We start from the raw sequence: 24,118 nt of genomic DNA, 5'->3' as shown, positions 1-24,118 counted from the left end.
GCGGAACCTGTCCGGTCGGTCAGGCACGGCGAGGAAATAGCAAGATTGGCGCCAATCCTGACCGGGCGTTCCGTTTTTATGCCGGATCGCTATGCAATCCGTACTTTTTGCGTGGCTCAAACGCGCACGGCGGAAATTCGCAGGTAGGCTCTGGACCGGCGATTTCCTGACCCGCAGGACAACTTCGCCTGCATTCAGGGCAATGCCACATCGTCCGGCTCGAAACCGGGCGACTTGCGCCAGCTCAATTGGATACATGAAAAAGTTGTGTTGAAACGAATCAATACAATTTATGTATACAAGATCGCTGTGGGAAATCTACACAACTCCCCACGCGGCATTTCACGCGTTTTTCCGGGCGCGAATGATGCCAGAGGCGGGCCTGCGCCACACCTGCAGACTGCATCCAGCCGCCGGGCGGTCCTTACCAGACGGCGATGTGCCCGTCGGTTCGCGGCTCGGTGCCGCCGCACAGGACGCCGCTTACCGGGTCGCGCAGGACGATCTGGCCACGGCCATAGCTGGTGAGGTCATGGGCCACCTCCACATGGTGCCCATGCCGCGCCAGCACCGCCGCCAGGCTGCGCGGCGCACCGTGCTCGATGCCGACGCGCTTGTCACCCAGCCACTGCCAGCGCGGCGCATCCAGCGCGGCCTGCGGGTTGAGGCCGAAATCCACCAGGTTCATCACCACCTGCACATGGCCCTGCGGCTGCATGTAGGCGCCCATCACGCCGAACGGCCCGAGCGGCACGCCATTCCGGCTGAGGAAGCCGGGAATGATGGTGTGGAAGGTCTTCTTGCCCGGACGCAGGCAATTGACGTGCTGGGTATCCAGGCTGAATTCGGCGCCCCGGTTCTGCAGCGCGATGCCCGTGCCGGGCACCACCACGCCGGAGCCGAAGCCGTGGTAATTGCTCTGGATGAACGAGACCATGTTGCCCTCGCCGTCGGCGGTGGCGAGGTAGACGGTACCGCCCGCCCTGGGCTTGCCCGGGTGCGGTTCCAGTGCCCGTGCGCCGATCAGTGCGCGGCGGCTGGCGGCGTAGTCGTCGCTGAGCAGATCGGCGACGCTGACGCGCATGCAGTCTGGCTGGGCGATGTAGGCGCGGCCATCGGCGTAGGCAAGCTTCATCGCTTCCAGTTGCCGATGCCAGGTTTCCGGGCTGTCGCGTTCGCCGAAGTCGAAGCCCTTGAGAATGTTCAGCGCCATCAACGCCACCAGCCCCTGGCCGCTGGGCGGGATTTCCCAGACGTCATAGCCACGGTAGTTCAGCGAAATCGGCTCGACCCACTGCGGCTGGTAGGCGGCGAGATCATCGGCGCGCAGGTAGCCCCCGCTGCGTTCGGAATGCGCCGCGATGGTCCGCGCCAGCTCACCCCGGTAGAAGCTTTCGCAGCGGCTTTCGGCAAGCGCCTGCAGCGTCTCGGCCTGGGCCGGATTGGCGAATATCTCACCGGCGAAGGGCGCACGGCCGTCGAGCAGGAATTCGTCGAACCAGGCCGCAAGCTCCGGGTGCTGCGCCTGCACCGCGCGGAACTTGTCCAGGCCGCTCTGCCACAACCCGGCAATCACCGGAGAAACCGGGAAGCCATCGCTCGCCAGCTCGATGGCCGGCGCCAGCAGTTCGGCGAACGGCAGGCGGCCGAAACGCCGCGACAGCTCCGCCCAGGCAGCCGGACAGCCCGGCACGGTTACCGGCGTCCAGCCGTACAGCGGCATCGTCGTATGTCCGGCGCCGCGTACCGCGTCGACGCTCAGGGCTTGCGGCGCATGACCGCTGGCGTCCAGGCCGTAGAGTCGATCCTTGACCCAGACCAGGGCGAAGGCGTCGCCGCCGATGCCACAACCGGTCGGCTCCACCACTGTCAGCGCCGCCGCCGTAGCGATGGCGGCGTCGATGGCATTGCCGCCTCGGCGCAGGATATCCAGACCGACCTGCGCCGCCAGCGGTTGCGAGGTGGCGACCATCCCACGGCGGGCGAACGTCAGCGAGCGCTGCGACGGGTAAGGGTAGTCCTGGGCGGAAAAGCAGAGCATCGGCATCCTCCTGAATACGACTTGAGGCGGCAGGGTAGCCCTGCCAGACTCTTCCAGCTAGCGATACGCTGCCATGTTATAGCGATGAACGGACAAGCCCCCGAATTGCAACGCCTCATTCCGGTGCTGGAGCGCCTGCCCCGCCCCGTGTACGCCCGTGCCGAGCGTTTGCGCGCCGGCTCCTGGACCGGCCGCCACCATCACGCCTGGGTGCAGTTGTCCTACGCCATCAGCGGTGTGCTCGGCGTACATACCGCCGAAGGCAGCTTCTTCGCCCCGCCACAACGGGCGATCTGGATCCCCGCCTACCTCGAACACGAAGTAGTCACCTCGATGCAGGCAGAGATGCGCAGCCTGTACATCCGCGACGACGCCTGCTCCTGGGCGGCGGATCGCTGCCGGGTGCTGGAAGTGACACCGCTGGCCCGCGAGCTGATCAAGAGCTTCTGCGAGCTGCCGGTGGACTACCCCCAGGGCGACAGTCCCGAGTCGCGCCTGGTGGAAGTGCTGCTGGACCAGCTGCGCACCCTGCCGGAGGTCGCCTTCTCCCTGCCGATGCCCCAGGAAGCACGCCTGCTGCAGCTATGCCAGGCCCTGATCGACCAGCCCACCGACTCCCAGACCCTGGGCGACTGGGCGCAACGCATCGGTACATCGGAAAAGACCCTGTCGCGCCTGTTCCAGCGCGAGACCGGCATGACCTTCCGCCTCTGGCGCCAGCGCCAGCGCCTGCTGGCGTCCCTCGGCTCGCTGGAGTCCGGCGACAGTGTCACCTCTGCCGCGCTGGACTGCGGCTATGACTCCACCTCGGCATACATCGCGGCCTTCAAGGGCCTGTTCGGCTTCACGCCCGGCGACCTGTTCCGCCAGCGGTAAGCGGCATCCGCCACTGCCAGTCGATGGGTATCGCTTCGCTCCACCCATCCCGCGAACCTGCCAACGCGGGCACTCTGGTGGATCGGGTTTGCGCCGATGTCGCCTCGCGGCAACGCATCCCGAAGTCACTGCCAACCGTAGTCGCCGGCACGGTCCGCTCGTGCGGATAAACGCCGGCGCCAGATAGGCGGATTTCCGCTCAGCACCCGCGCCAATCGGCGCCCCTTCGCCTGCCAAGACACCCTGCAGAATCGCCGAAACCCCTCTGCCATGCGGCTTTCACGCGTTGGCACGGTGCCTGCTATCGCCCTCCCCACTGCGCCGCCCTCGCGGTGCGCCGGTGTGCCGTTACGAGCAGTCCGCACGCCTGACGACAACAACGACAAAGAGGAATACACATGGATAGCGCAAGCGCCATCTCCGCTTCTGCCGCACCCCGTACGACATCCCAGCGCATCAAGTCGATCTTCAGCGGTTCCGTCGGCAATCTGGTCGAGTGGTACGACTGGTACGTCTACGCCGCCTTCTCGCTGTACTTCGCCAAGGCGTTCTTCCCCCAGGGCGACATGACCGCCCAACTGCTGAACACCGCCGCTATCTTCGCCGTGGGCTTCCTGATGCGCCCGATCGGCGGCTGGCTGATGGGCATCTACGCCGACCGCAAGGGCCGCAAGGCGGCGCTGCTGGCCTCGGTACTGCTGATGTGCTTCGGCTCGCTGATCATCGCCCTGACCCCGAGCTACGAAACCATCGGCGTCGGCGCGCCGATCCTGCTGGTGATCGCGCGCCTGCTGCAGGGCCTGTCGGTCGGCGGCGAGTACGGCACCTCGGCGACCTATCTGAGCGAGATGGCCAACAAGGAGAACCGCGGGTTCTTCTCCAGCTTCCAGTACGTGACCCTGATCTCCGGCCAGCTCATCGCGCTGGCTGTGCTGATCGTTCTGCAGCAGACCCTCACCACCGAGCAACTGGAAAGCTGGGGCTGGCGTGTGCCGTTCTTCATCGGCGCGCTGTGCGCGGTCGTTGCCATGTACCTGCGTCGCGGCATGGAAGAGACCGAGTCCTTCGCCAAGAAGAAAGAAGAGCCCAAGGAAAGCCTGCTGCGTACCCTGCTGCGCCACCCCAAGGAAGTGCTCACCGTGGTCGGCCTGACGATGGGCGGCACCCTGGCCTTCTACACCTACACCACGTACATGCAGAAATACCTGGTGAACACGGTGGGGATGAGCAAGAGCGACTCGACGATGATCTCGGCAGCCACGCTGTTCCTGTTCATGCTGCTGCAGCCAATCGTCGGTGCGCTGTCGGACAAGATCGGCCGTCGCCCGATCCTGATCGCCTTCGGCGTGCTGGGCACCGTCTTCACCTACCCAATCCTCAATACCCTGCACACCATCGATACCTGGTGGGGCGCGTTCTTCCTGATCATGGCCGCGCTGGTGATCGTCAGCGGCTACACCTCGATCAACGCCGTGGTGAAGGCCGAGCTGTTCCCCACCGAGATCCGCGCCCTGGGCGTGGGCCTGCCGTACGCACTGACCGTGTCCATCTTCGGCGGCACCGCCGAGTACGTGGCGCTGTGGTTCAAGAGCATCGGCATGGAGAGCGGCTTCTACTGGTACGTCACCGCGTGCATCGCCTGCTCGCTGCTGGTTTACGTGACCATGAAAGACACCCAGAAGCACTCGAAGATCACCACCGACTGATTGGGCAACTTGCCCGGGCCCCGGCGCACACTCCCGGGGCTTTTTATCCACAAGGCCCGGCGCAATGCCGGGCCTTGTCGTTTGCGCCCGGCGCGCGGGCAGCGTGGGTTATCCTTGCCCCACCCCTTCCTGTCGGAGCACCGCCATGAACACCCCGAAATCCGCACTGATCATCGGCGCCTCGCGCGGCCTTGGCCTTGGCCTGGTGCGCGAATTGCTGGAGCGTGGCTGGGAGGTCGCCGCCACCGTGCGCGATGCCGCCAACGCCGGAGAGCTGGCCACACTGCCAGTGCGCGTCGAATCGCTGGTGCTCGACGATGTGCACTCCCAGGATCGCCTGGCCGAAGCCCTCGCCGGCTCGCGCTTCGATCTCGTCTACATCAACGCCGGCATCTACGGCCCGGCGCACCAGTCGGCCATCGACGCCAGCCTCGCCGACGTCGGCCAACTGTTCATGGTCAACGCCGTGGCGCCGCTGCGCCTGGCCGAGCGCCTGCTGCCGCGCCTGGACGGCGAGCGCGGCGTCCTGGCGTTCATGACCTCCGAACTGGGCAGCGTGGCCGGCAACGAATCCGGCGGCATGGCGCTGTACCGCGCGAGCAAGGCGGCGCTGAACTCGCTGACCCGCAGCTTCGTCGCCGGGCTGGGCGAAACCGGCATCACCGTGCTCAATCTGCATCCGGGCTGGGTGCGCACCGACATGGGTGGCGAAGCCGCGCCGCTGGATGTTCCGACCAGCGTGAAGGGGCTCGTCGAGCAGGTCGAAGGCCACGCCGGCCGTGGCGGCCAGTTCTACCTGGACTACCAGGGAACGACGATCGACTGGTGACGATCCGCGCCGTGGGCGTTACCATGCGCCCACGTCTGACCGCAGGGTCAACGGACCTGGATCAGCAGACAGGGTAAACACTGAGCTGGCTTCCCATGACTCTCATGGAGCCGTCTCGGTACGAACGGCTCCGTCCGTTTGGAGAACTTACTCATGTCTTCCCCGCGTCTCTGGCTGCGCAACCCGCTGGCCATCTTCACCGCCAACGATCTCGATGCCCGTGGCGGTATCGTCGTGCAGGACGGCCGCATCGTCGAACTGGTCGCCGCCGGCCAGCAGCCCGGCACTCCCTGCGAACAGACCTTCGACGCCAGCCAGCATGTGCTGACGCCCGGCCTGATCAACACCCACCACCACTTCTACCAGACGCTCACCCGCGCCTGGGCGCCGGTGGTGAACCAGCCGCTGTTCCCCTGGCTGAAGACCCTCTACCCGGTATGGGCGCGCCTGACGCCCGAGCAACTCGGCGTGGCCACCAAGGTCGCCCTGGCCGAGCTGCTGCTCTCGGGCTGCACTACCGCCGCCGACCACCACTACCTGTTCCCCGATGGCCTGGAGCAGGCCATCGACGTACAGGCCGGCGTGGTCCAGGAACTGGGCATGCGCGCCATGCTCACCCGTGGCTCGATGAGCCTCGGCGAAGCCGACGGCGGCCTGCCGCCGCAGCAGACCGTGCAGAGCGCCGAGGCTATCCTCGACGACAGCCAGCGCCTGATCCGCGAGTATCACCAGCGCGGCGAAGGTGCCCAGGTGCAGATCGCCCTGGCGCCCTGCTCGCCGTTCTCGGTGACACCGGAAATCATGCGCGCCAGCGCCGAGCTGGCCGAGCGCGAAGACGTACGCCTGCACACCCACCTCGCCGAAACCCTGGATGAAGAAGACTTCTGCCTGCAACGCTTCGGCCAGCGCACCGTGGACTACCTGGACAGTGTCGGCTGGCTCGGTCCACGTACCTGGCTGGCCCACGGCATCCACTTCAACGATGAGGAAATCCGCCGTCTGGGCGAAGCCGGCACCGGCGTCTGCCACTGCCCCAGCTCGAACATGCGCCTGGCCTCGGGCATCTGCCCGACCGTGGCCCTGGAGGAAGCCGGCGCGCCAGTAGGCATCGGCGTGGACGGCTCGGCCTCCAACGACGCCTCCAACATGATTCTCGAAGCCCGCCAGGCCCTGTACATCCAGCGCCTGCGCTATGGCGCCGAGAAGATCACCCCGGAGCGCGCGCTGGGTTGGGCCACCAGGGGTTCGGCGAAGCTGATCGGTCGCAGCGACATTGGCGAGCTGGCGGTGGGCAAGCAGGCCGACCTCGCACTGTTCAAGCTGGACGAGCTGCGCTTCTCCGGCAGCCACGATCCGCTCTCCGCGCTGTTGCTGTGCGGTGCCGACAGGGCCGACCGGATCATGATCGGCGGCAGCTGGCGCGTCATCGGCGGCGAAGTCGAGGGCCTCGACCTCAAGCGCCTGATCGCCGACCACACCCAGGCTGCGCGCAAGCTGCTGGGCACTCTGTAAACCGCAACGGGTGAGGCGCGGCAGAACGGCTGGCGGATGGGGTCGCCAGCCGTTCCCCCGCGTCTCATTGCTCTCTCTGGACCTGTCCCGGCCTACTGCGCGTCGGCATGGCTGCGTTGAGAAAAGGCTCTTAGAACGGTCGGCTGCCACTCAGGCTGATGCGCTTGAGGCGCCGCCGTTCGCTGGCCGGGAACGCGTTGCGCGCATGCAGCGTGGCCTGGTTGTCCCACCAGACGATGTCGCCCACTTCCCACTTGTGCGTGTAGCTCAGCTCCGGCTGCTGCAGGTGCTCGCGCAGCCGCTCGACCAGCGCCGCGCCCTGCTGTGGATCGTACCCGGGGATTTCCACCTCGGTGTGCACAGAGAGGAACAGCACGCGCTTGCCGCTTTCCGGATGGGTGCGCACCAACGGGTGCTCGGTGCCCTGGATCGGCTCGATGTCCGGCGTGCGATAGCGCACGAAGCCACCGTTGTAGCCGCCGCTCTTCAGGCGGATGAAGGGGTTGTAGTTGATCAGCCGCAGGTCGTCGATCTGCGCCCGGGTGGCATCATCCAGCGAATCGTAGGCACGGGCCAGGTTGGTGAACAGCGTTTCTCCGCCGGTCCTCGGCACTTCCAGCGCATAGAGGAACGAACCGGACGACGGCACCGGCGTCCATTGGTGATCGACATGCGCCGGCAGGGCGAAGTTGCCCAGCTCACCATCGCCGGTATTGGCCACCTTGACGATGTCCGGCGCCTTGCCGTCGGCACCGGAAGACAGCACCGGAATGTCAGCCGGCGGCTGGAACACCGCGCCGAACAGAGTGGCGAAGCGCAGATACTGGGCGTCGTCGAGCTGCTGATTCCTGAAGATCAGGATGTGGTGTTCGCGATGGGCCTGCTTGATCGCCAGGATCTGCTCGGGAGTGAGCGGCTGGCTGGCGTCCAGGCCACGAACTTCGGCACCCAGCGGGGCGTCGAGAGGCACGATGGCGAAGGTTTCGGGAGTGGATTGCTTGAGAGCGGTGGACTGGGTCATGGGTATTTTCCTGTGAATAGGGGCCGTGCCCCCGCTCCAGCGCTGCCTGCGGATGGAGCGAGGGGGCTTGCTGGCATCAAGCCTTCCTGGTTGTCCGGCTGCGTTGCCCGTCCACGCCCACCGGCACCTCGCCGGCCAGCGTCACGCGGCGCACGATGCGCGGCTGGGTGCCGTAGTCGTCAACGGCGTAGTGCTGGGTCGCGCGGTTGTCCCAGATCGCTACGTCGCCCGCCTGCCAGCGCCAGCGCACGGTGTTCTCCAGGCGCGTGACGTGGCTCTGCAGCACGGCGAACAGATGCGCCGAGTCATGCTGCGAGAAACCCTTCAGGCGCTTGACGAAATGGCCCAGCAGCAGCGTCCGCTCGCCACTCACCGGGTGCACGCGCACCACCGGGTGCTCGGTTTCGTAGAGGGTCGAGGTGAAGATCTTGCGGTACTCCTCCAGGCGTGCGGGGTCGACGCTGGGACGTACACCGGCGTAGTCGTACTCGTTGCTGTGCACCGCCCAGAGCGAGTCGGCCAGCGCCTTGAGCTCGGCCGGCAGGTCGTCGTAGGCGGTCGCGGTGTTGGCCCAGACGGTGTCGCCACCAGCCTCGGGCGCCAGCACGCTGCGCAGGATCGAGGCCTTCGGATAGGCGTCCACGAAGGTCACGTCGGTGTGCCAGGAATTGGCGCGGCGGCCCTGGGCGCCGTCCAGCTCCAGCAGGTAGCTGGTGCCTTCCTGTACCGGCACCGTGGGGTGCGCCACCGGCTCGCCGAGCAGCTTGGCGAAGGCTTCCTGGCCCTGGTCGTCGAGCTGGCTCTGGCCACGGAAGAAGATGACCTTGTGCTTCACCAGCGCGGCCTGGATGGCCTCGACAGTGGCGGCCTCCAGATCGCCGGAGAGGGTAACGCCTCGAATCTCCGCGCCAATGCGGCCGGCGACCGGATGAATATCGAGTTCAACGCTGTGTTGCGCGATGGCTTGTGCTGCATTGCTCATGTCGATGTCCTCTTGCTGTCACGGGGGTACTGCAACGGACCGCGCCGCGAACGGCGCGGGAGTGGGATCAGAAGTCGTAACGGACCGAGGCGCCCAGCGTGCGCGGCTGCCCCACCGAAGCGGTGTAGGAGCCGTTGATGCTGGCGAAGGCGGCCAGGTAGTAGTCCTTGTCGAAGGCGTTCTTCAGCCAGATCGAGGCATCCAGTTGGCCGTCGCCGATGTCCTTGCGCAGGCCGGCGGAGAGGTTCACCAGACCGTAGCCGTCGATCTTCGAGAGGTCGGAGTTGTCCAGCGTGCCCTCGGCTTCGGAGCGGTACGCATAGCTGCCGGTCACGTACGGGCGAACGCCACCATCAAGGTTCCAGGCGTACTCGCCGTTGAAGTTGGCAATCCACTTCGACGCACCGACCACGCGCTCGCCGGTGAGGTCGCAACTGGCTGGCGCGCCGGGCTGGGTGGCAACCTCCGCCGGGCACGGAGCGTCCTTGAACGACAGGTAGGTCACGTCGTTGTAGGAGCCGTTGAAGTTCAGTGTCAGGCCGCGCAGCGGCAGTGCCGTGGCCTCCCACTCCAGGCCGCGCGAGCGCACGCTGCCGGCGTTGGAGAGCACCGACACCAGTTGGGTCGAGCCAGCCGGCTGGTACAGCGTGGTGGCCTGGTAGCCGTGGATGCCGGTCCAGAAGATGTTGGCGTTGAGCTGCAGGCGGTTGTCGAACAGGGTCGACTTGATCCCAAGCTCGGCGTCGTTGGCGCGCTCCGGCCCGACCAGCAGCGAATCCGCACCAGCGGTCGGTGCACTGGCCACGGCCAGGTTCACCCCGCCGGACTTCTCGCCGTGGGACAGCGAGGCGTAGCCGAGCAGATCGTTGTTGAACTGGTAGCTCAGGCTGAGCAGCGCCGACGGGGCGAAGCTGTACAGGCTGAGATCGCCGGAGTCGTAGGCGCCCAACTGATTGCGCCGCACAGCCGCCGCCGCGCCTGTCACCGGAGCGCCACCCACCGGGGAGAAGCGCTGCACCTTGGCGTCCTTCTCCTCGTAGGTGCCGCGCAGGCCGGCGGTGAAGTCCAGCTTGTCGGTGAGGTGCCAGGTGCCCTGGGCGAACAGCGCGAAACTGTCGGTCTCGATCTTGCCGTTGGCCTTGGTGTAGGTGTTGTTCAGCGCGTTGAGATTGCTGCCGAGCAGGTAGCGATCAGCCAATGGGCCATAGTCGGTGAAGGTCTTGTTGCCCAGGTTCTGGTTGAACGCATAGGCACCCAGCACGTAGTCGAAGGCTCCGCCGGTCGGCGAGGCCAGACGGATCTCCTGGGAGAACTGGCGGTCATGCACTTCCACGCCGGTGTTGTTGATCGCCGAAACGTTGAGCTGCTCATCGTTGGCCGGCGTGAAGTGCCAATAACGGTAGGCGCTGATCGAGGTCAGCTTGAAGCCGCCGTTGAGGTTCCAGTTGGCCTCCACCGAGCTGCCGCCCTGGTGCACGCTGACGCTCTGCCGGCTGTTGATGTTGACCTTGTGCCGGTCCGGGTCGCGGATGGGCGATGCGCCCACTGCCGCTGCGCGCTGCCAGAAACGGTCGGCGGCGCCGTACACCACCATGCTGCCGTTGCTGGAGTCTTCCTCGTTGTAGTCGTTGATCCAGCGCAGGTCGAAATCGTCGTTGGGCTTGAACAGCAACTGACCACGGATGCCCTGGCGCTCGCCGCCATTGAGGTAGTTGTCGTCGTGGATGTTCTTGATGTAGCCGTCGTCGCGGGTGCGGTAGGCCGACACCCGGCCCGCCACGGTGTCGGTCAGCGCGCCGGAAACGGTGCCCTTGCCCTGGAAGTAGCCTTCCTGGCCACCGGATACCTCGACGCTGCGCTCGGGAGTGAAGGTTGGCGCACGGGTGCTGATGTTCAGCACGCCGGCGGTGGTGTTCTTGCCGAATAGCGTGCCCTGCGGGCCACGCAGCAGTTCGAGCTGCTCGATGTCCAGCAGGTCGAACACCGCCATGCCGGGGCGGCCGAGGTAAACGTTGTCCAGATAGACCCCGGCGCTGCCTTCCAGGCCGTCACTGGCAGGGTTGTTGCCGATGCCGCGCACCGCGATGCTCGACTGGCGCGCGTGGATGAAGGCGACGTTGACGCTCGGCAGCACCTGCTGCAGATCCTGCACCTTGTAGATGCGCTGGCTTTCCAGCGTCTCGCCGCCGAGCACGGTGATCGGCGTCGGTACCTTCTGCGAGTCTTCCTCGCGGCGGCGGGCGGTGACCGTCACCTTGCCCAGCGTGGCATCGGCCTTCGCGGGCGAGGCACTGGTAGTGGCCGCCGTGGTGGCAGTGGCTTCCTCGTCGGTCTCGTCGGCGAGGGCCGGCAACGCGCCGCCCAGCGCCAGCAGCAGGACCACGGCGTAATCCGGCGCCCGCAGGCGGCGCGGGGTGGAGAAGGGGAAGTGCAGTCTCGAACTCATGGGTGATTCCTTGGCGACCGCGCAAAATCGCGGGCAAAAGGGGGCCGCACCGCGTGAATGCGGCGAACGGCAGCTCAGTGATTCGGGAAACGCCGCGTTAACGCGGCGGGGCGGTCAGCGACAATGCCGATGGCCGCAGGAACGGCACATTCGGCAAGGCGGGCGGCTCAAGGCATGCATCGGGCGGCTCCTGGTCTTGTGCATATTCTTATTTCTTAAAAGAATAGATTTAAGTTTTATTCTTCATTGACGGAATAAGAGCTTGCATTTAAAACCAGCGCATCTCCTGCGGCAAATGCCTTTGCCCACTATTTTCAATGCCGGAAAAGCATCATGGATCTGCGCCAACTGCGTTACTTCATCGCCCTCAACGAACACCGAAGTTTCGTCCGTGCCGCCGATGCGATGGGCATCACCCAGCCGGCTTTCAGCCGCAGCATCCAGGGCCTGGAACAGGAATTGGGCTGCCGCCTGGTGGACCGCGGCAGCAAGGATCTGCGGCCAACCCCCGAAGGCCAGGTCGTGCTGCAGCACGCGCTCAGCCTGGTGCAGGGAGCGACCAACCTCAGCCATGCCATCGCCCGGTTGAACAAGCTCGACTCCGGTGAGGTGCGCTTCGGCTGCGGTCCGGCGCCTGCACAGAAACTGGTGTCCGACGCGGTGGCCCACTTCGTCCGCTGCTATCCGGGCATCCATATCCAGTTCGGCGTGGACAACTGGGAACGCCTGGCACGCAACCTGAGCCGCGAGGAGATCGAATTCTTCGTGGCCGACATCCGCCATTTCGAAGCCGATCCGAACTTCCAGACCCGCCCGCTGAAACCGCGCAACGGTCTGTTCTTCTGCCGCGCCGGGCACCCGCTGCTGGCCAAGGACAGCCTCTCCACCAACGACATGTTCGCCTACCCCCTGGCGGCCACCCTGATTCCGCCCAGCGCGCGCAAGATGCTGGCCAACCTCAGCGGCAAGATCGACGTCACCGCCAATGTGCAGTGCGAGGACATGGCCTCGCTGGTACGCATCGTCAGCCAGACCGACGCCATCGGCATCGCCGTCGAGGAAGCACTGAACGAACCGATGGCCCGTGGCGAGCTGGTGCGCCTGCACTTCCGCAACCTGCCGCACAACGTCGACATTCTCCAGGCACGCTGCGGCATCGTCACCCGCACCGGCGACCGCCTCTCTGCGGCCGCGCGGGCGATGATCGAGCTTCTGCTGAAACTGGATAGCGAGACGAATGGCGCGGTGGCATGACAGCCACCACAGGAAAACCGCGCAGCCACTTTCATTGCGCCCCCCCGCTGGCTTTGCATGTCTGAACAACCTGACAGTGAAGAGCCAGAGTGGCACAATGCGATCACCTGCGGCGCAAGCCGTCAGGAGGAGAAGCCGTACTGACCTGGAAGTCGCCCCGCAACGCCATTCCTTCGTTTTTCGTCATCTCCTGACATCCGCCAAACCGTCATTTCCTCTCGACGCCGCTATCGGTGTCGCGGGTTAAGGAGAACCCATGCGCTCGACCTCTTCTCTGCTTATCGGCCTGCTGATGCTCGGCCTGGGCGGGTGTGTTTCGTTCCACCCCTCCGGCCCGATCGGCGCGCCTGCCGAAACGGCGCAAAGAACCTACCCGCACGCCGCCCAGATCAACGAGATAACGATCACCGACAAGGAAATCACCAACGACAACTGGCGCCGCACCGTCAGTACGAACCTGACCGAGCAGATCGGCCAGCATGTCGAGCGCGGCAAGTACTTCGAGCACCGCATCACCTTCCCGGCCAGGGTAGAGGGCGACGACGTCGTCCTGAAGTTCAACTTCTCCTCGCTCGACGGCAAACGCACACCACACCCCGGCTATTTCCCCGGCGCCCTCCTCACTCTGACGATGTGGATCTGGGTAAACGGCCCGATCTACGTAGACAAGTACGACCTGGCTGGAGACCTGCAGATCGAAGATGCCACGGGCAAGCCGCTCGCAAGCAGCCACAAGACGCTGAACCTGCGGCAGAACACGGGGCTCTGGGATAGCGATTACGCCAATGGCGCTTTGGGGAGCACACAACTCACCCAGTTGGTGGAGTCACTGCTCAAAGACGCCACCAGCCAACTGCCGCGCCAATGAGGGACGGGATGATGAAGAAGTACCGGATTGCCCTGCTCGCCTGCCTCTGCCTGCATCTGACAGGCTGCATTTCCTACTCGCATCAACAGCAAGCCGACGCCAAGGTCTGGCCTGTGCAGAGTGACCAGCCCCTGCACAGTGTCCGCATCAAGATCACCACCGATCACCAGTTCAACGGAAAGCCCACTCAGGGTGGCTTCAACGTGCCGCGTCTGGAAGATCTGCTGGTCAAGGAGTACCGGGCCAGCCAGGCGTTCAGCAAGATCGATCTCGGCCAGGGCGACGCGGACGTGTACGCAAAGGTGCAAGTCAGCAACCACGAGACCGGCAGCATGGCACTGGCGATCATCTCCGGCGCTACCCTCTTGGTGATTCCGGGAACCTTCGACAACGAGTGGATCATGGAAACACGCTTCTACGACGCCAATGGCAAGGAGCAAGGCCGTGTGGTCAAGCGGGAGCGCACGACGACCTGGATGCAATTGCTGCTGGTATTCGCCGTCCCCTTCAACGAGTCGGTCGATCCCGTCCTTGCCAAGCTGACTCGCAGCACGCTGGAAGAAGCGCAGCAGCGCAAGCTGCTGTAACCCGCGCCGGAGCTGTCCTCCGGCGCAGTGCGCATCACTGCAGCGCAGCCACTGGCTGCCCTGCCACCTGCTTGCCCGCCGCCTCCTGCAACTCGGGCTTCGCCCACTCGCTCGCCTTGAAGTCCCGGCGGATCAGCCCGTAGGTCTTCGCCGCCTGGATCGACTCGTCCAGCAGCGCGAGGAAGCCGTCGTCGAGCTTGGGCGACAACACCTCGGTCAGCCCCCGATCCTGGTACTCGCTCTTGAAGATCACCGCCGGGTAGCTCGCCTGCTTGGACACCAGGTCGATGTAGGCATCACGGTTGTCATCCGCGCTGGCCCATTGCACCGCCTGCAACTGCACCTTCAGCAGGCGCTGGGTGAGATCCGGGTGTGCGTCGACGAACTTGCCGTTGCCCACCAGCACCGCCTGCAAGGTGCCAGCGCCGCCGAGATCGCGGGTGCTCAGCGGGATGTCCGCCAGCCCCTTCTCGCGCAGCGCGAACAGCCCGGCCAGGCCCCAGGTCGCATCGATCTGTCTGGCCGCCAGGGCCGCCAGCGCGGCACCGAAATCGAGGTTGATCACCTTCAGATCCTTCTCCGAGAGCCCCTCGGCGGCCAGCGCGTTGTCGAACGACAACTGGCTCGCGGTGCCGCGGAAAAGACCTACGCGCTTGCCCTTGAGGTCCTGCAGTGACTGGATGCCGGAACCCGGCTGCACGCCGAGGTAATGGTTCACACCGCGAGCGGTTGCGGCCAGCAGGCGGCTGTCTAGGCCGCTGGACTTGCCGATGATCGCCGCGAGATCGCCGAGGTAGGCGAAGTCCACCTGGTCGTTGGCAAACGCTTCGTTGATCACCGGGCCGGCGCCCTTGAAGAAGGTCCACTTGACCTGGATGCCATCGGCAGCGAACTCCTTCTCCAGCAACTGGCGGGTGTAGAGCACGTCCACCACGCCGCCGCCGGAATGGTTCGGACCGGCGCTGACGTCCGGCACGGCGATGCGTATTTCCTGCACTGGCGCGGCCTGGACGAGAGGCGGGTAAGCGCCGAGCAGGCCGGCCAGCACCGGTGCGGCGAAGAGTGACAGTAACTGTTGGGTGAGGGCCTTCATGGCGCCTGCCTCCTGCGGTGGGTTGAACGCGAGGGGCACTAAAGGCAGCTCATGACAAGCAAATAAAATAATAAAAATTCATCTTTTAGTAACTTAAATGCCTAAGCCAGACAGCATCCGGCTTCGCGGGCAGATGCCTTGGAGGCATAAAAAATATTCGCCGAACGCATTGGCTGGCGAACCTGAGCTTCCCTTAAATGGCCTTTCTTAGCTCTAAAACACATCGATTGGATATTTCATATTCCAATGAAGAATATATATAAGCCATCCGGCCTTGCCCTCCACAATCCTCCACCGGCGTTCGCAAAGCCTCGCCTGACGTGGTTTTCAGCCTCTCGCGCGGCACCCTGGGCGGTACCGGTCGCAGTGGCGTTGCTTTGGTGGATCGCCAGCCATCGCCACTGGATGTCGGCACAGATCCTCCCCACGCCCGAACTGGTGTTGCAGGCAGCCCGCGAGCTACTCGGTGGCGAGCTGTGGAAGCAACTGGGTATCAGTCTGGTGCGCCTGGCCTGGGGCCTGCTCGCCGGCATCGCCAGCGGCCTCGCCCTCGGTGCCTGGCTCGGCTTCAGCCGCCGCGCCGAACGCCTGGTCCTGCCGACCTTCAGCGCCCTCGCGCAGGTCCCGACGCTGGCCTGGATTCCCCTGTTCATGCTGTTCTTCGGCATCGGCGAGCTGCTCAAGCTGGTGGTGCTGATCAAGGCGATCATCGTCCCGGTCACACTGCACACCCTGGTCGGCGTGCGCGATGCGCAACCGCGCCTGCGCGAAGCCGCCGCCGTGCTGCGCCTGCCCCGCCACCTGCTGGTGTGGCGGCTGATCCTGCCAGCGGCACTACCGTCCTTCCTCACTGGCGTACGCCTGGCCCTGGCGCAGGGCTGGACGTCACTGCTCGCCGTGGAGCTGCTGGCCTCCAGCGAAGGCATCGGTTACCTGATGGTGCAGGCACGCCAGCTCTTCATGCTCGACATCGTGTTCGTCTGCATCCTGGTCATCGGTCTGGTCGGCGCCATCATGGACCGTGGCATCCAGGCACTGGACCGGCATCTGCTGCACTGGCCGCAACAGGCCGCCGGCGAGTTCCGTCGCAGCACGCGCGGGCAGGGTCTTGAGCGCTTGCAACCGTGGCTGCTGCCGGCCGGCCTGCTGGCGCTCTGGCAGGCGGCTAGCCACTTCGAGTGGGTCGATCCAGCCATCCTCGCCAGCCCCCTCTCGGTCGTCCTCGCGCTATGGCACGGCGCACTCGACGGCAGCCTCCCCGGCGCGCTGCTGGCCAGCCTGCAACGCACACTCGCCGGCCTGCTGCTGGGCGGCGCGCTGGGCTTCCTGCTCGGCCTCGCGCTGGGCCTGCTGCGCCCGGCCGAACGCCTGCTAGGCCCGTCGTTCGCGGCGCTTCGCCAGGTGGCGATCTTCGCCTGGGTGCCACTGCTCACTGCCTGGTTCGGCCTGGGCGAAACGGCCAAGGTGGTATTCGTCGGCCTCGCCGCCTTCTTCCCGCTGCTGCTGGCAACCCAGCGCGGCATTGCCAGCCTGCCGCCGCAACTGGCGGAAGCGGCGCGCGCTCTGCGTCTGACACCGGCGCAGCGCCTGCGCCGCCTGGTGCTGCCGGGTGCCGCCCCTTCGGTATTCGCCGGCATTCGCCTGGCGCTGATCTACGCCTGGCTGGGCACCATCGGCGCCGAGTACTTCATGCCGTCCGACGGCGGCATCGGCAGCCTGATGATCGGCGCGCAGCAGTTGTTCCGCATGGACCAGGTCGGCGCCGGCATGCTGCTGGTCGGCCTGACCGGCGCACTGCTCGCCGCCCTTGGACACCGCATCGAAGCGCGCGCGACGCGCTGGAGACACGCATGAACGCATTCGCTTCCCCGGCACTGGTGAGCTTTCGCCAGGTCGCCAAGAGTTTCCCCGTGGATGGCCGCGAACTGCAGGCCATCGAACGCTTCGACCTGGAAATCGCCGACGGCGAGTTCATCGCCATCGTCGGCGCCAGCGGTTGCGGCAAGTCCACCCTGCTGCGCCTGCTGATCGGCCTGGACCGCGAGTTCCAGGGCGAAATCCGCATCGACGGCAAGGCCATCGACGGCATCGGCGGCGAGCGCGGCATCGTGTTCCAGGAACACCGCCTGTTCCCCTGGCTGACCGTGGAACAGAACATCGCCCTGGGCCTGGTCAATGAGCCGCTGAGCGCCACCGGCAAGGCCGGCAAGGTCGCCGACTACCTGCAACTGGTCGGCCTCAAGGGCTTCGAGCGCGCCTACCCGCACCAGCTTTCCGGCGGCATGGCGCAGCGCGTGGTGATCGCCCGCGGGCTGGTAGCGAGCCCACGCATCCTGCTGCTCGACGAACCCTTCGGCGCTCTCGACGCACTCACCCGCCAGCAATTACAGGAAGAGTTGCTGCGCATCCGCCAGCGCGAGCGCATCACCACCGTGCTGGTCACCCACGACGTGGAAGAAGCGCTGTTCCTCGCCGACCGCGTGGTGGTCATGGCACCACGCCCCGGGCGGATCAAGCGGGTCGTCGAAGTGCCGCTGGAGCACCCGCGCGAACGCGGCGGCTTCGACTTCCTCGGCCTGCGCGAAACGCTGCTGCACGAGCTGACCGGCGACGGCGACTACATCGCGCCGCAACCCAGGCGGGTGGAAGACCTGCCGTTCGAATTCATCGCCTGCTGACCGCGGGCGCCAACCCCACTCTCCCGATCCAGTGAGCCCGACCATGAGCAAACGTCCCAATTTCCTCGTCATCGTCGCCGACGATCTCGGCTTCTCCGACCTCGGCGCCTTCGGCGGCGAAATCTCCACGCCCAACCTCGACGCGCTGGCCACCGCGGGCCTGCGCCTGACCGACTTCCACACCGCGCCGACCTGCTCGCCGACCCGCTCGATGCTGCTCACCGGCACCGACCATCACATCGCCGGCATCGGCACGATGGCCGAAGCGCTTACCCCGGAGCTGGAGGGCAAGCCGGGTTACGAAGGCTACCTCAACGACCGCGTGGTCGCCCTGCCGGAACTGCTGCGCGAGGCCGGCTACCAGACCCTCATGGCCGGCAAGTGGCACCTGGGCCTGAAGATCGAGCAGGCGCCTCACGCGCGCGGCTTCGAGCGTTCCTTCTCGCTGCTGCCGGGCGCGGCCAACCACTACGGGTTCGAGCCGCCATACGACGAAACCACGCCGCGCATCCTCAAGGGGACGCCGGCGCTGTACGTCGAGGACGACCGGTTCATCGATGAGCTGCCGGCGGACTTCTATTCCTCCGACGCCTTCGGCGACAAGTTGATTCAGTACCTCAAGGAGCGCGACCAGAACCGCCCGTTCTTCGCCTACCTGCCGTTCTCCGCGCCGCACTGGCCGCTGCAGGCACCCAAGGACGTGGTCGACAAGTACAAGGGCCGCTACGACGCCGGCCCCGAGGCGCTGCGCCTGGAACGCCTGGAGCGGCTCAAGGCGCTGGGCCTGATCGACGCCGACGTACAGGCGCATCCGGTTCTGGCGATCAGCAAGGAGTGGGCACAACTCAGCGCCGAGGATAAAGCCAGATCGGCACGGGCCATGGAGGTCTATGCTGCGATGGTGGAGAGGCTGGACTGGAACGTCGGCCGCGTCGTCGACTATCTGCGCCAGCAAGGCGAACTGGATAACACCTTCATCCTGTTCATGTCCGACAACGGCGCCGAAGGAGCACTGCTTGAAGCCTTCCCGCGCTTCGGGCCGGACCTGCTTAGCTTCCTCGACCAGCACTACGACAACAGCCTGGAAAACATCGGCCGCGCCAATTCCTACATCTGGTACGGCCCGCGCTGGGCGCAGGCAGCCACCGCGCCGTCGCGGCTGTACAAGGCGTTCACCACCGAGGGAGGCATCCGCGTGCCGGCACTGGTGCGCTACCCGCAATTGCAGCGCCAGGGCGAGATAAGCCACGCATTCTCCACCGTGATGGACATTACCCCGACCATCCTCGACCTGGCCGGCGTGCGTCATCCCGGCAAGCAATGGCGCGGTCGCGCGGTGGCCGAGGTGCGCGGCAAATCCTGGCTGGGCTGGCTCTCGGGCGAAACCGAGCAGGCCCACGACGAGAAAACCGTCACCGGCTGGGAGCTCTTCGGCATGCGCGCCATCCGCCAGGGCGACTGGAAGGCGGTCTACCTGCCCGCGCCGGTCGGCCCGGCCACCTGGCAGCTCTATGACCTGGCCCGCGACCCCGGCGAGACCCGGGACCTGGCCAAGACCCATCCGGCCAGGCTGGAAGAGCTCATCGAACACTGGAAGCAATACGTCAACGAAACCGGTGTTCAGGACGCACCGTCGCCCTTCCTCCTGCGCTGAGTCTCCAAACAGCGCACAAGCCGCCTGGCGCGCTATGCAACAGGCGGCACGTTCTGCCACTCCCAAAGCGCGCTGCAAGCCACGCCAATCGGGGCTTTCCGGCGACCGTCGGTCGCCGCGAAACCAAGGCGACCAACGGTTAGCCCGGCAAAAACCCATCTAGATCAAGCACTCTGGAAGACGTCGAGAAAATAGCGTCAATTTGACATCATCCACCGGCACTCTAGCTTTAAGACGCTACGCCGAAGCACTGCTTAGGAACTGTTCCAGCAGCCGCAGCGGCCCCTGATCCGGCGCTCGGCAACGGAGTGCACCATGCGCGATACCCGATTCGACTCGTCTGCCGTTCAGACCTCCGGCCAGGGTTTGCCGAAGCGCCTGATCATCCAGTCGCTGCCCTGGGCCGTGGTCGCCGGACTGTGCTGGGCTGGCGTACCGTTCTGGCTGATGCTGCCGGTTGGCTGGCTTTCCAGCCTGGTGCTGAGCCCCCTGCTGGCCGGTCCCGCCCAGCCGCAGGCCGACCCGCAGCGGGTGAGCCTGGACAGCGGGCAATTGCCGGAATGGCGCCCATTGCAGGACGCCGTGGAAAACCACCTGACCAGCATGAACGGCCATACCCGGCAGATCGACGGCATCCTGCACCAGGCAATCCGCCAGCTCACCGACAGCTTCCACGGCCTGGCCGAACGCATCGACACCCAGCGCGGCCTGTCCCATTCGCTGATCGAGCGCTACGACGGGCGCGGCCACCTGGACGACGACATCGACTTCCAACGCTTCATCCACGCCACCCAGGAAACCCTCGGGCTGTTCGTCGAGGCGACCCTGGAAACCAGCCGCACCTCGCAGCAACTGGTGGAGCGCATGGATCGCGTCACCCACAAGATCGGCGAAATCCTGCAGTCGACCCAGGACATGGACGCCATCGCCAAGCAGACCAACCTGCTCGCCCTGAACGCCGCCATCGAGGCCGCGCGGGCCGGCGAAAGCGGTCGCGGTTTCGCCGTGGTGGCCGATGAGGTACGCGCGCTGTCCACCCGCTCCACCCACTTCTCGCAGGCCATTCGAGAGCATGTCGATGTGGTCTACCACGAGATCAGGGACGCCGAGGGCGCCATCGCCCAACTGGCCGACAAGGACATGTCCTTCGCCCTGGATTCGCGCAAGAAGATCCAGAGCATGCTCGACGACCTCGACGCCATGAACCAGCACACCCTCAAGGTGGTGCAGGAGCTGGACCGGATTTCCCTGGAAGTCGGCGACGGCGTCAACGCCGCGGTCACCGCGCTGCAATTCCAGGACATGAGCAGCCAGTTGCTGGGGCAGATCGGCAAGCACGGCGCGCGGCTGGGCGCGCTGGCTGTCGGCCTCGGCGCGCTGGACGGTCGCGACCCCGCGCAATGGGGCGAGCGCCTGCGCGAGGAAGTCACCGAACTCGGCCGACCGCTGAGCAACCCGGTAGCGCAGACCAGCCTCAGTGCGGGCGAAGTGGAACTCTTCTAGGAGGCGCTCGCGATCTCGCCTCGCAACGCCCTGCGGCCGATGCGCGGCAGATCGCGGAGAGGCTCTGAACGCACCCACACGACGGGTACGCAGGAGGCAGTGACATGTTGCAGTCGATCATCGAATACCTGGCGAATATCGCCCTCATCGGCTGACGCCGAGCGACCCGCCGTGGACAGCGGATACCCAATGCACTGGAGCAAGGAGACATCTCGCAATGGGAAAGCAGATTCTGATCGTCGATGACTCGGCTTCGATCCGGCAGATGCTGAGCTTCACGCTCAAGTCCGCAGGCTACGAGGTGGACGAGGCGGTGGATGGCAAGGACGGCCTGGGCAAGGCGCAGCGCAAGACCTACAACCTGGTATTCACTGACCAGAACATGCCGAACATGGACGGTCTTTCGCTGATCCGCAGCCTACGCGACATGGCCGGCTACCGCAGCGTACCGATCCTCATGCTGACCACCGAGTCCAGCGACGCCATGAAGATGCAGGGCAAGAGCGCCGGCGCCACCGGCTGGCTGGTCAAGCCGTTCGACCCGCCGAAACTGCTGGAAGTGACCCGCAAGGTCTTGCCATGAGCGGTCGGGCACCGCTCAGGCAAGGCGGAACTGCGCTCGAACGCGCAGTTTACGGAGCGTGGCGAATGAGTATTTCGAGCGCAGTTCCAACGCAGCATGGGCAAGCGCAGGCGGGGATCCTCTGATGGCGAATGGAATGGAGCAGTTCCTCCAGGTGTTCTTCGAGGAAACCGACGAGCACCTGGCCACCCTCGAACTCCTGCTGATCGGGCTGGACCTCGATCAGCCGGACCCCGAGACGCTCAATGGCATCTTCCGCGCGGCCCACTCGATCAAGGGCTCCAGCGGCATGTTCGGCTTCGACGACCTCACTGCGGTCACCCACGAGCTGGAAACCCTGCTCGACCGGATCCGCTGCGGCCAGACCGCCCTGCGCGCGGAGATGATCGAGGTGTTTCTCGAAGCCCGCGACATCCTGCAGCGCCTTCTCGACGCCCACCGCGAGCAGCGCCCGGATACCAGCGTGCCGGTGCAGGCCACGGTGGAGCGTCTGCGCGCCTGGCTGGCTGAGCCGGCGGCAAGCGCGCAGGACGACACCTTCGGTTTGTTCGACGAAGCGCCGGGCTCGCCCGAAGCGGTGGGCTCCGACAGCGACGACGCCTTCGGCTTCTTCGATGACGCGCCGGGTACGCCAGCCACCGCCGTCGCAGGCGAAGACTTCGGTTTCTTCGACCAGGCCCCCGGCGTACCCTCCGCCGGCAGCGAGGCAGCGGCTGCGCCCAGCGCTCCGGCCCCGGCGCCAGCCAAGGCCGCCGTGGCCGCGCGCAGCGAAAGCCGTGGCGAGGGCGAGTCCAGCTCGATTCGCGTCAGCGTCGAGAAGATCGACAGCCTGATTAACCTGGTAGGCGAGCTGGTGATCACCCAGGCCATGCTCAGCCAGCTCAGCGAAGACCTCGACCCGACGCACTACGAGCGCCTGCAACAGGCCCTGGCGCAGCTCGAACACAACACCCGCGACCTGCAGGAATCGGTGATGTCGATCCGCATGTTGCCGATCAGCTTCATCTTCAGCCGCTTCCCGCGCCTGGTGCACGACACCTCGGCGCGGCTGGGCAAGCAGGTCGAACTGATCCTGCAAGGAGAGCACACCGAACTGGACAAGAGCGTCATCGAGAAGCTCAGCGATCCGCTCACCCACATCGTGCGCAACAGTATCGACCACGGCATCGAGACACCCGCCGAACGCCTGGCCGCCGGCAAGCCGGCACAGGGCTCAGTGAAGCTCGCCGCCAGCCACCAGGGTGGCAGCGTGGTGGTGGAAATCTCCGATGACGGGCGCGGCCTGTCTCGCGAACGCATCCTCGCCAAGGCCCGCGAAAAGGGTCTGGCGGTGCACGATGGGATGAGCGACGGCGAGGTCTGGCAGCTGATCTTCATGCCCGGCTTCTCCACCGCCGAAACCGTCACCGAACTCTCCGGGCGCGGCGTCGGCATGGACGTGGTACGGCGCAATATCCAGGCAATGGGCGGGCGCATCGACATCGACTCCGCGCCCGGCATGGGCACTCGCATGTGCATCCGCCTGCCGCTGACCCTGGCCATCCTCGATGGCCTGATCGTCGCCGTGGAGAAGGTCAACTACGTGATTCCGCTGACCTACATCGTCGAGTCGCTGCAGGCCCGCGCCGACGACGTGCGCGGCATGGCCGGCGACGAAGCGGCGGTGATCCGCGTGCGCGGCGAGTACCTGCCGCTGTTCTCCCTGCACGAGCTGCTGCACATCGACGCGCAGCCGCTGCCGCCGGAGCGGGCCATCGTGGTGATCCTCGAGTCCGAGGGCAAGAGCTTCGCCCTGCAGGTGGACGAGCTGGTGGGCCAGCAGCAGGTGGTGATCAAGAGCCTTGAACAGAATTTCCGCCGGATCGACGGGATCGCCGGCGCCACCATCATGGGCGATGGCAGCGTCGCCCTGATCCTCGATGTCGACGCCCTGCCGCGCCTGGCGGCACAAGGAGAAACCAGCCATGAGCGTCACTGAAGCCAGCCTCGCGGCCAGTCCCGCGCAGGAGTACCTGACCTTCACCCTGGGTCGCGAGGAATACGCCATCGACATCCTGCGCGTGCAGGAAATCCGAGGCTACGACCAGGTCACCTCGATCGCCAACGCACCCGCCTTCATCAAAGGCGTGATCAACCTGCGCGGCGCAATCGTGCCCATCGTCGATCTGCGCATCAAATTCAACCTGGCCGACATCAGCTACGACCAGTTCACCGTGGTGATCATCCTCAACGTCGGCCGGCGCATCGTCGGCGCCGTGGTCGACTCGGTCTCCGACGTGATCGCCCTGGCCGGCGAGGAGATCAAACCACCGCCGGAGTTCGCCGCCAGCTTCGACACCGAATACCTGCTCGGCCTGGCCACCGCGGGCGAGCGCATGCTGATTCTGGTGGACATCGAAAAACTCATGACCAGCCGGGAAATGGCGCTGGTCGATGAAGCAGCAGCCTGATCGCGACACGACAAAAAGCATTCGCCGAGGATAAC

19 protein-coding genes are annotated in these 24,118 nt (G+C 65.7%); 14 read left to right on the top strand and 5 right to left on the bottom strand.

What is annotated here, in order from left to right:
- Positions 1–424: 424 nt before the first annotated feature.
- Positions 425–2,041: a gamma-glutamyltransferase family protein gene (locus OU419_RS00815; RefSeq protein WP_254469830.1), complete on the bottom strand. Its 1,617-nt coding sequence runs from the start codon at positions 2,039–2,041 to the stop codon at positions 425–427.
- Positions 2,042–2,119: 78 nt separating this feature from the next.
- Here OU419_RS00815 and OU419_RS00810 point away from each other — a divergent pair, with 78 nt between their 5' ends.
- The 4 genes from OU419_RS00810 (at position 2,120) to OU419_RS00795 (ending at position 6,964) form a co-directional block, all read left to right on the top strand.
- The gene (locus OU419_RS00810; protein WP_254470329.1) at positions 2,120–2,917 is read left to right on the top strand and encodes an AraC family transcriptional regulator; all 798 of its coding nucleotides are present in this window, start codon (positions 2,120–2,122) and stop codon (positions 2,915–2,917) included.
- A 398-nt stretch (positions 2,918–3,315) separates the two neighbouring features.
- Entirely contained in the window at positions 3,316–4,623 is a 1,308-nt protein-coding gene (locus OU419_RS00805) for an MFS transporter (RefSeq protein WP_254469829.1), read from the top strand.
- A gap of 145 nt (positions 4,624–4,768) precedes the next feature.
- On the top strand, positions 4,769–5,452 hold the full coding sequence (locus OU419_RS00800) for an SDR family oxidoreductase (protein ID WP_254469828.1): 684 nt from the start codon (positions 4,769–4,771) through the stop codon (positions 5,450–5,452).
- Positions 5,453–5,605: 153 nt separating this feature from the next.
- Entirely contained in the window at positions 5,606–6,964 is a 1,359-nt protein-coding gene (locus tag OU419_RS00795; protein WP_254469827.1) for an 8-oxoguanine deaminase, read from the top strand.
- 130 nt (positions 6,965–7,094) lie between these two features.
- Here the strand turns inward: OU419_RS00795 and OU419_RS00790 are convergent, their stop codons facing one another.
- From OU419_RS00790 to OU419_RS00780, 3 genes are all read right to left on the bottom strand, one after another.
- Entirely contained in the window at positions 7,095–7,985 is an 891-nt protein-coding gene (locus OU419_RS00790; RefSeq protein ID WP_254469826.1) for a TauD/TfdA dioxygenase family protein, read from the bottom strand.
- Between the two features lie 76 nt (positions 7,986–8,061).
- Positions 8,062–8,967, bottom strand: a complete 906-nt coding sequence (locus tag OU419_RS00785; RefSeq protein ID WP_254469825.1) for a TauD/TfdA dioxygenase family protein — start codon at positions 8,965–8,967, stop codon at positions 8,062–8,064.
- 67 nt (positions 8,968–9,034) lie between these two features.
- Complete coding sequence (locus OU419_RS00780) at positions 9,035–11,413, bottom strand: TonB-dependent receptor (protein WP_254469824.1); 2,379 nt, start codon at positions 11,411–11,413, stop codon at positions 9,035–9,037.
- A gap of 333 nt (positions 11,414–11,746) precedes the next feature.
- On the opposite strand from OU419_RS00780, the gene OU419_RS00775 reads away from it, so the two are divergent.
- The 3 genes from OU419_RS00775 (at position 11,747) to OU419_RS00765 (ending at position 14,122) form a co-directional block, all read left to right on the top strand.
- The gene (locus OU419_RS00775) at positions 11,747–12,667 is read left to right on the top strand and encodes a LysR family transcriptional regulator (protein ID WP_254469823.1); all 921 of its coding nucleotides are present in this window, start codon (positions 11,747–11,749) and stop codon (positions 12,665–12,667) included.
- A gap of 256 nt (positions 12,668–12,923) precedes the next feature.
- Positions 12,924–13,535, top strand: coding sequence for a hypothetical protein (locus tag OU419_RS00770; RefSeq protein ID WP_254469822.1), 612 nt, complete (start codon positions 12,924–12,926; stop codon positions 13,533–13,535).
- 8 nt (positions 13,536–13,543) lie between these two features.
- A complete protein-coding gene (locus OU419_RS00765) occupies positions 13,544–14,122 on the top strand; it encodes a hypothetical protein (RefSeq protein WP_254469821.1) in 579 nt (192 codons plus the stop codon).
- 34 nt (positions 14,123–14,156) lie between these two features.
- Here OU419_RS00765 and OU419_RS00760 read toward each other — a convergent pair whose 3' ends face one another.
- Positions 14,157–15,215: an ABC transporter substrate-binding protein gene (locus tag OU419_RS00760; protein WP_254469820.1), complete on the bottom strand. Its 1,059-nt coding sequence runs from the start codon at positions 15,213–15,215 to the stop codon at positions 14,157–14,159.
- Positions 15,216–15,461: 246 nt separating this feature from the next.
- Between OU419_RS00760 and OU419_RS00755 the strand changes: the two genes are divergently transcribed.
- The 7 genes from OU419_RS00755 to OU419_RS00725 all read left to right on the top strand — a co-directional run bounded on the left by OU419_RS00755 (position 15,462) and on the right by OU419_RS00725 (position 24,083).
- Positions 15,462–17,069, top strand: coding sequence for an ABC transporter permease (locus tag OU419_RS00755; protein WP_254469819.1), 1,608 nt, complete (start codon positions 15,462–15,464; stop codon positions 17,067–17,069).
- On the top strand, positions 17,066–17,893 hold the full coding sequence (locus OU419_RS00750; protein WP_254469818.1) for an ABC transporter ATP-binding protein: 828 nt from the start codon (positions 17,066–17,068) through the stop codon (positions 17,891–17,893). Before OU419_RS00755 ends, OU419_RS00750 begins: the two co-directional genes overlap by 4 nt.
- 43 nt (positions 17,894–17,936) lie before the next feature.
- Positions 17,937–19,547: an arylsulfatase gene (locus tag OU419_RS00745; protein WP_254469817.1), complete on the top strand. Its 1,611-nt coding sequence runs from the start codon at positions 17,937–17,939 to the stop codon at positions 19,545–19,547.
- A 315-nt stretch (positions 19,548–19,862) separates the two neighbouring features.
- The gene (locus OU419_RS00740) at positions 19,863–21,050 is read left to right on the top strand and encodes a methyl-accepting chemotaxis protein (RefSeq protein WP_302328775.1); all 1,188 of its coding nucleotides are present in this window, start codon (positions 19,863–19,865) and stop codon (positions 21,048–21,050) included.
- Between the two features lie 217 nt (positions 21,051–21,267).
- Positions 21,268–21,633 (top strand): response regulator, encoded by a 366-nt coding sequence (locus tag OU419_RS00735; protein WP_254469816.1) that lies wholly within the window; start codon positions 21,268–21,270, stop codon positions 21,631–21,633.
- Positions 21,634–21,757: 124 nt separating this feature from the next.
- Positions 21,758–23,611, top strand: coding sequence for a chemotaxis protein CheA (locus tag OU419_RS00730; RefSeq protein ID WP_254469815.1), 1,854 nt, complete (start codon positions 21,758–21,760; stop codon positions 23,609–23,611).
- Positions 23,598–24,083, top strand: coding sequence for a chemotaxis protein CheW (locus OU419_RS00725; protein ID WP_254469814.1), 486 nt, complete (start codon positions 23,598–23,600; stop codon positions 24,081–24,083). The genes OU419_RS00730 and OU419_RS00725 overlap by 14 nt, the downstream gene beginning before the upstream one ends.
- The last annotated feature ends 35 nt before the right edge of the window (positions 24,084–24,118 follow it).

The sequence above is a fragment of the Pseudomonas triclosanedens genome, from assembly GCF_026686735.1.
Lineage (GTDB): Bacteria > Pseudomonadota > Gammaproteobacteria > Pseudomonadales > Pseudomonadaceae > Pseudomonas > Pseudomonas triclosanedens.
This window is presented reverse-complemented; position numbering and strand designations above follow the sequence as displayed.